Below are 6,273 nucleotides of genomic sequence, written 5' to 3' on the forward strand. Positions count from 1 at the left end.
CTACAGCCCGGCTTTGAAACCGGCCGCGACCCCGCCGGACCTATTGCCAAACCCGCGACCTACAAGGGAATGCACGGCTATTTGCCAAGCGATCCGGCAATGCGATCGACGCTGATCGTCGCCGGTCCTACCATTCCCCATCGCGATCTTGGCATCGTAGACATGCGCGCAATCGCACCGTCGATCGCGCACGTCCTAGGGGTGTCGTTGCCCGCCGCGGAAGCTGTGCCCGTGTTCTGAGCGGTCTCAAGCGTTACGCATGTGTTTTGGTCAAATCCGCTTTTTTATTAAACGGCCTCCTAAAAGCCTGACGGGGTCTCGCGGGTTTGATTGATGTACTCGCGGGGCGATCTGTAGCCCATGTGCGGTTACCCGGCACAAGTGGACCCAACGAATTTGGAGATGACCCGCTGGGTTGATGCAGAAATCAAAAGTTTCGCATCAAACCAAAAGCCGCGCTTTTCCGTGCCCTTCCCTGATGCAAAAATCTGATGCAGAATCGCGCCATGATTTACGGCTATGCGCGCGTCTCCACCAACGGCCAAGATTTGGCCCAGCAGCTCGCCCAGCTTGAGGCGGCGGGCTGCGCGAAGATCTACCGCGAGAAGATCAGCGGCGCGTCGGCCGAGCGGCCCCAGCTCAAGCGCGCGATCGGCGCGCTCGATCCCGGCGACGTGCTGATGGTGACGGCGACCGATCGCCTCGCCCGCAACACGCGCGACCTCTTGAACATCCTCCATGCGGTAAAGGAGGCCGGGGCCGGCTTCCGCTCGATCGCCGAACCGATGGTGGACACGACCTCGCAGCTCGCCGAAGTTGTGATTGCCGTTCTAGGCGTCGCGGCCAGCTACGAGCGCCAGCGGATCGCCGAGCGCACCAGCGCTGGCCGCGCCCAGGCCAAGGCGCGCGGGGTCAAGTTCGGCCGCAAGAGCGCCCTCACCCCGCACCAGCAGGCCGAGGCGCGGCGCAAGCTCGACGCAGGCGACACCCAGCGATCGGTCGCGGCGCTGTTCAACGTCAGCCAAGCGACGATTTCGCGGCTACAGGGGTGATGAGCGACGCCCCCCGCCCTCTCCGGCGTTGATTTAGGCGGCGATCGCCGGCGCACATTCCCAGCGCCTGCCATGCCAGCGGAATCCTACCCGCTGCGCGTTGCTGATCGCTGGCGGCTCGCCCTTGCGCCAGAAGGCGCGCATCTTTGCCTGATCGTCAAGATGAGCGTCGGCCACGATCGCGCGCGCGGCCTGGATGAACTGCCCATGCCCGAACACATAGACCAGCGAGGCGGGCGGCATGGCGGCGAGCCGCGCCAGCGCGGCCTCGCAGCGCCGGAGCAGGGTGGCGAAGCTCTCCGCCCCTTCCCCGTCGCAATAATCAGGATCGGCCGCGCTCCAATAGCGTTCGAGGTGCGGCATCCGCTCCGCGCTGCGCGTGCCGTTCCAGCGCGCCGGTTGCAGATAGGTGAACTCCTCTATCGGCCACACTTCCACCGGCACGCCGGGAAAGCGCGCGATCGTTGGCGCAGCCGTCTGCTGCGTGCGGGTATAGGGCGACGTGACGATGAGCGCGGGCGCTTCTATCCAGCTCGCCGCGACTTCGCGTGCCTGTTCCTGGCCCAGCTCCGTCAGCTCGATCGCGCCGAGATCGTGGCAGGGCACGCCGGCGTTGCCGGTAGATTCGCCGTGGCGAATGAAGATTACGCGCATGGCTATTCAAACAGTTCCGCATGAGTGCCGGCGCGCACGAAGTTCACCAGATTCCCCTCAATCGTATAGATCAGCAGGAAATCGCCGCCGATATGGCACTCGCGATGATCGCTCCAATCGCCTTTCAGCGGATGATCCAGCCATTCCGGGCCTAACGGCGCGTCGTTGGCGATGAGCATCATCATCGCCTCCTTGAGCTGTTTCATGTTGTAGCGCCCGCTGCGCGACAGCCGCTCCCAATCCTTGACGAACCTTTTTTCGTAGGACGCCTCTCTTGGGAACGCCGCCCGCTTACTGCTGGCGGGCTTCTTGGTCGAGGGCATCGAACATTTCCTGGGCATCGGTGAAACGGGCGCGGCGAGCCTTCATCGTCGCGCGGGACGCCTCGATCGCGGCGCGCGTCTCGGCGTTCGGCACCTTCAGCTCGAACGGCAACGCATGATCCTTGGCGACCCGCGTGAGGGTCATGCGGACCACATCCGAGACGGTCAGCCCCAGCTCGGCCAGCACGGCGGCGGCTTCATCCTTCAATGTTTCGTCGATGCGCGCGCGCACGAAAGCGGTAGCGGCCATTGGAACCTCCTTAGTCAAGCCGATAATGTAGCTCAGTTGAGCAACAATTTCAATCCAGGCTAGGGGGCGGCGCCTGCCGCTGGCGCGGCACCGTGGCCCTACTCGCTTCGTTCCCCAAGCCCGCAAGCGGTCTTGGCCCAAGGTGACGACCCACATGGCGGGGGCGAGATCGCAAGCGGGTCTCGCTTCATGGTGCCGGCGTGCGCCGGCGTCGATCCTGTTTGAAGGGGGAAAGGCGGTCCCGGCCGCCTCTCCCCCGCAACGGGATTAGACGGGGCCGTGCCTCGCTGCGCTGCGGCCGCACCACCCCCATCGAATCCCGCTGCCCCCCTCTCTCGCCGGCGTTCTTGGGCGTCCGTGTTCCGGCCTATGGCATGGCCATCGCCGAACAGGCGATTTGAAGGGAGTAAGGACGATGACCCACGAAACCCGCGAAAGCTGGCTCAATGCGGTGGCGGCGGGCATGGCCCCGCTGTTCGAGGTGCTGGACGCCCCCCTGCCCGACCGCGTGCGCGTGGCGATCGGCTTCACCAGCAGAGGCGCGAAGGCCAAGGCGATTGGCGAGTGCTGGGATAATCGGTTGAGCGCGGACGGGCATTTTGAAATCTTCATCCGCCCGGACCTGGCGCACGCGCCCGACGCGATGCCGGCGCAGATCGCAGCCATCCTCGCGCATGAGCTGGTCCATGCCGCTGTCGGCATCCCGGCAGGGCATGGGAAGACGTTTAACGGGTCGCCCTTGGGCTGGGGCTGGTCGGGCCGATGCGCGCCACCACCCCCGGCGAGGCGTTCCTTGCGGCCATCGCGCCGATCCTGGAGTGCGTTGGCCCCCTCCCCCATGCCCGTCTCGACACGGACGGGGAGTCGACCGCGCCCAAGAAGCAGAAAACCCGGATGCTCAAATGCGAGTGCGCGACGTGCGGCTATACCGTGAGGACCGCGCGCAAATGGCTTGAGCAGGCCGGAGCGCCGCTTTGCCCGATCGAGGATCACGGCCAGATGGAGCATGAGCCGCTGGACGATGACGACGCCGAACCGGAGGAATGATGCGGCGCGCTTTCGTCATTTCAGATTCAGCGCCTCCCTATCGTCATTTCGGGAACGACAGGGCTTCCCCTCCCGGTCTATTGTGTATACAAGTATAGGATTATACGTGCAGGAGTGTAGCATGAAGGTTCTCGCCATTCTCTCACAGAAAGGCGGCGTTGGGAAAACGACGCTCGCGACCTGTCTGGCAGTCGCGGCCGAGCAGGCGGGCAAGGTCGCCGCGATCATCGACCTGGACCCGCAGGCGACGGCCTCGTTCTGGAAGGACGTGCGCCAGCTCGACACGCCCGCCGTGGCGTCGATTCAGCCGGTGCGCCTGCCCGCTATGCTCAAAGCCTGCGAGGACGCCGGCACCGATCTTGTCGTGATCGACGGGGCGGCGGTCGCGCGCGACTTGGCCTATGAGGCAGCGCGTCACGCTGATTTCATCCTGATCCCGACTAAGACGGCCGTGTTCGACACGATGAGCATGACGCACACCCTCGACGTGGTGCGCCAGCTCGACCGCGCCTTTGCCGTGGTCCTTACCTTCGTGCCCCCGCAAGGTCAGGAAACTGGCGATGCGATTCAGGCCGTGGCGGAGCTAGGCGCGACGGTTTGCCCGGTGACGATCGGCAACCGCAAAGCCTTTTTCCGCGCCCAAGCCGCAGGCCGGGCCGTGCAGGAGTTCGAGCCGCATGGGCCAGCGGCCGACGAAATCCGCCGACTATACGAGTATACAAATATACGCCTATACAATCAGGCGGAGGTGGCGTGATGGCGAAGGGCGGAAACAGTCTGCAAGCGGTGCTGAACCGCGCCAAGGCGGACGGAGACGCGGCCCCGGCCCCAGCGTCGGCGATCGAGCCGGTAGACGTGACCCGCAAGGCCCCGCCGAGCGGCCGACAGGGGACCAAGCTGATTGGCGGGCATTTCCCTCCCGAGGTCAGCACGCAGCTTCGCATTATCGCGGCCGAGGAAGGGACGACCGTTCAAAGCCTGCTGGGCGAGGCGCTGGACGACCTGTTTGTGAAGAAGGGAAGGGGGCGCATCGCCGGCTAGTATAGATGTAATACAATTATACACCTATACATCTATACACCTATACTAGCGCAAGGGGGCAGTCTTGTGCTTGTTGCGACAGAAGCCGATGAAGGCGGCGCGGGGGCTTTTCAGTTCCGGCCGCCCGCTGTCGATCCACCATGACACCCATTGGTCATAGAGCGCGTAAACGTCATAGCCAGGCGCAACGCTCTTGGCGTCGTGGAAGCCTTCGGGGTCGATATAGGGCCGCTCGGGTTCCGCCTCGATCGCCTCGACCGTATCCAGAGCCTCGCGATTGCGGAACGTGACCGTATCGCCGTTCATTTCCACGGCATAGTCGGGCAGATGATCGTGCGCGACGAGATCGCGCAGCATCGAGCGGAACGCGCGCAAATGGCTACTCGCGCCGGTCTTTTTCTGTAGCGTTTCGACCGAGATCGACCATTTTTCCTGCGCGCCGCAATGCTTGCGCGCCAGCTCGTAGATACGCCGTTCGAGCGGCTTGCGGAGGCGGAAATAGTCGCGATGGAGCGTCAGGACGCTGCGCCCCTCAACCATCTTGAACAGCCAGTCGGATAGCGTGACCTTGATTTCCGACATTTGGCCGGAGCGGGTTTGCCGCACGATCCGCCATTCATTGATGAGGCCGAAACCTTCGGTGATTTCCTCGCCATCGGCCTTGATATTCGTGGTGATCCGCGTCCCCGACAGCCGCTCGAACGCGCTCCGCAGCCGGTCATAGCCGTCGCCATCGGTTTGCCGGTTGGTCCACACCAGTAGATCGCGAGCAGTGAGGTGCAAGGTGCGGCTCGGTCGCTCCCCCTGGTTCATCTTCCCGATGAGCTGGGAGATGCAGTAGATCAGAATATCCTTGTCGTGGATCGTCGCCAGCCCTTTGACGCTGGGGACGATTTCGAGCTTGTTGCCGTTATGCTCATAGCGGAACACGCGCCGATCGGGCTTGGTCGCGAGCGAGAAAATCGGATGCTCCATCGAGGCCATGTCATCCTTGGGGATGGCGTCGAGAACATCGCAAATGAACAGATCGGGATCGGGGTAGCGAACAGGCAGCAGGGAAGGGCGTCCCTCCGCGCCGTGCGGGGTTTCATTGACGGCAAGCGGGAGTTCGGGGTTTCGTTGACGGTCAGGCTCGATTCGGGGTTTCATTGACGCGCACCGTAGATTCGGGGTTTCATTGACGCAACGGAAAAGTTCGGGGTTTCATTGACGGGTGATCGCGATTCGGGGTTTCGTTGACGCAGATTCGGGGTTCTGGAGTCACCAGATTCGGGGTTCCGTTGACGCCGAGGGCAAAAAAACGCCCGATTATTCTAATATTTTCAGTTGCTTATGAAACCGCCAAAATCCCGTAACACGACTCTTTAACCCATATATTAACACTAGGCCGACCTGTGGATAACTTTAACCGCAGCGCCCACTCGACGCCGGATCATCGTGGTTTCACCCACCAGCGTCCCGCCAGATCGAACAACTTGTCCTGATTTTCGGGACAGAGGCAGCGTGATCCACTGGCGCCGCGCTACCGGCACCGGTCAGAGGGAAGAAAAGCGCCGCCTCTTGGGGGCTTCGCCCCCGCCGGCTCGCGGCCTTCGGCCGCCCCGGATCGCTTTGCGATCCTCCCACCCGGCATCCCCATGATGAGCCGGCTTCGCCGGCACGCTTTTTGCTAGATTGAGGATCGTTTAAACGCCCCGCTTCTATCGACACCACAGCGCCAGCGGCACCGTCGCAATTGGCTTTCCAGGAAAGCCAGGCGGATAGGGCGGTGATCGAGCCGAGAGGGCAGGGGAGGCGGAAACGTCGCAGCAGGGGCGATTTCCGGGCCGCTGGGCTTCATTCTGGACGTTTGGCAGGCCGGGGAGGGTCCAAGGGGGCGTTTGCGGGAGGGGGCGGAATCCTACGC

Annotated in this window: 7 protein-coding genes and 2 pseudogenes; 5 read left to right on the forward strand and 4 right to left on the reverse strand. The window is 63.4% G+C overall.

The features are described 5' to 3' along the window. Positions 1–240, forward strand: a pseudogene (locus AX685_RS22755) (alkaline phosphatase family protein); the annotation flags it as partial. A gap of 266 nt (positions 241–506) precedes the next feature. Then, positions 507–1,052, forward strand: coding sequence for a recombinase family protein (locus AX685_RS16380; protein ID WP_038292857.1), 546 nt, complete (start codon positions 507–509; stop codon positions 1,050–1,052). A 33-nt stretch (positions 1,053–1,085) separates the two neighbouring features. On the opposite strand, the gene AX685_RS16385 is transcribed toward AX685_RS16380, so the two are convergent. Genes AX685_RS16385 through AX685_RS16395 form a run of 3 tightly spaced genes read right to left on the reverse strand, consistent with a single transcriptional unit; the run spans position 1,086 to position 2,279 of the window. Continuing rightward, complete coding sequence (locus AX685_RS16385) at positions 1,086–1,706, reverse strand: histidine phosphatase family protein (protein WP_017501689.1); 621 nt, start codon at positions 1,704–1,706, stop codon at positions 1,086–1,088. Positions 1,707–1,708: 2 nt separating this feature from the next. After that, positions 1,709–2,029 (reverse strand): type II toxin-antitoxin system YafQ family toxin, encoded by a 321-nt coding sequence (locus AX685_RS16390; protein WP_026109291.1) that lies wholly within the window; start codon positions 2,027–2,029, stop codon positions 1,709–1,711. Then, positions 1,998–2,279, reverse strand: a complete 282-nt coding sequence (locus AX685_RS16395) for a type II toxin-antitoxin system RelB/DinJ family antitoxin (RefSeq protein WP_017501687.1) — start codon at positions 2,277–2,279, stop codon at positions 1,998–2,000. The genes AX685_RS16390 and AX685_RS16395 overlap by 32 nt, the downstream gene beginning before the upstream one ends. A gap of 415 nt (positions 2,280–2,694) precedes the next feature. Here AX685_RS16395 and AX685_RS16400 point away from each other — a divergent pair. From AX685_RS16400 to AX685_RS16410, 3 genes and pseudogenes are all read left to right on the forward strand, one after another. Next, positions 2,695–3,326: pseudogene (locus tag AX685_RS16400) on the forward strand (transcription elongation protein SprT). Positions 3,327–3,447: 121 nt separating this feature from the next. After that, entirely contained in the window at positions 3,448–4,083 is a 636-nt protein-coding gene (locus tag AX685_RS16405; RefSeq protein ID WP_066490587.1) for a nucleotide-binding protein, read from the forward strand. Further along, on the forward strand, positions 4,083–4,367 hold the full coding sequence (locus tag AX685_RS16410; protein WP_017501683.1) for a ribbon-helix-helix domain-containing protein: 285 nt from the start codon (positions 4,083–4,085) through the stop codon (positions 4,365–4,367). The genes AX685_RS16405 and AX685_RS16410 overlap by 1 nt, the downstream gene beginning before the upstream one ends. Positions 4,368–4,412: 45 nt before the next feature. Here AX685_RS16410 and AX685_RS16415 read toward each other — a convergent pair whose 3' ends face one another. Beyond that, the gene (locus AX685_RS16415) at positions 4,413–5,516 is read right to left on the reverse strand and encodes a replication initiator protein A (protein ID WP_066490589.1); all 1,104 of its coding nucleotides are present in this window, start codon (positions 5,514–5,516) and stop codon (positions 4,413–4,415) included. Positions 5,517–6,273 lie beyond the last annotated feature (757 nt).

It is taken from the genome of Sphingomonas sp. CCH9-F2, assembly GCF_001556735.1.
GTDB lineage: Bacteria > Pseudomonadota > Alphaproteobacteria > Sphingomonadales > Sphingomonadaceae > Sphingomonas > Sphingomonas ginsenosidimutans.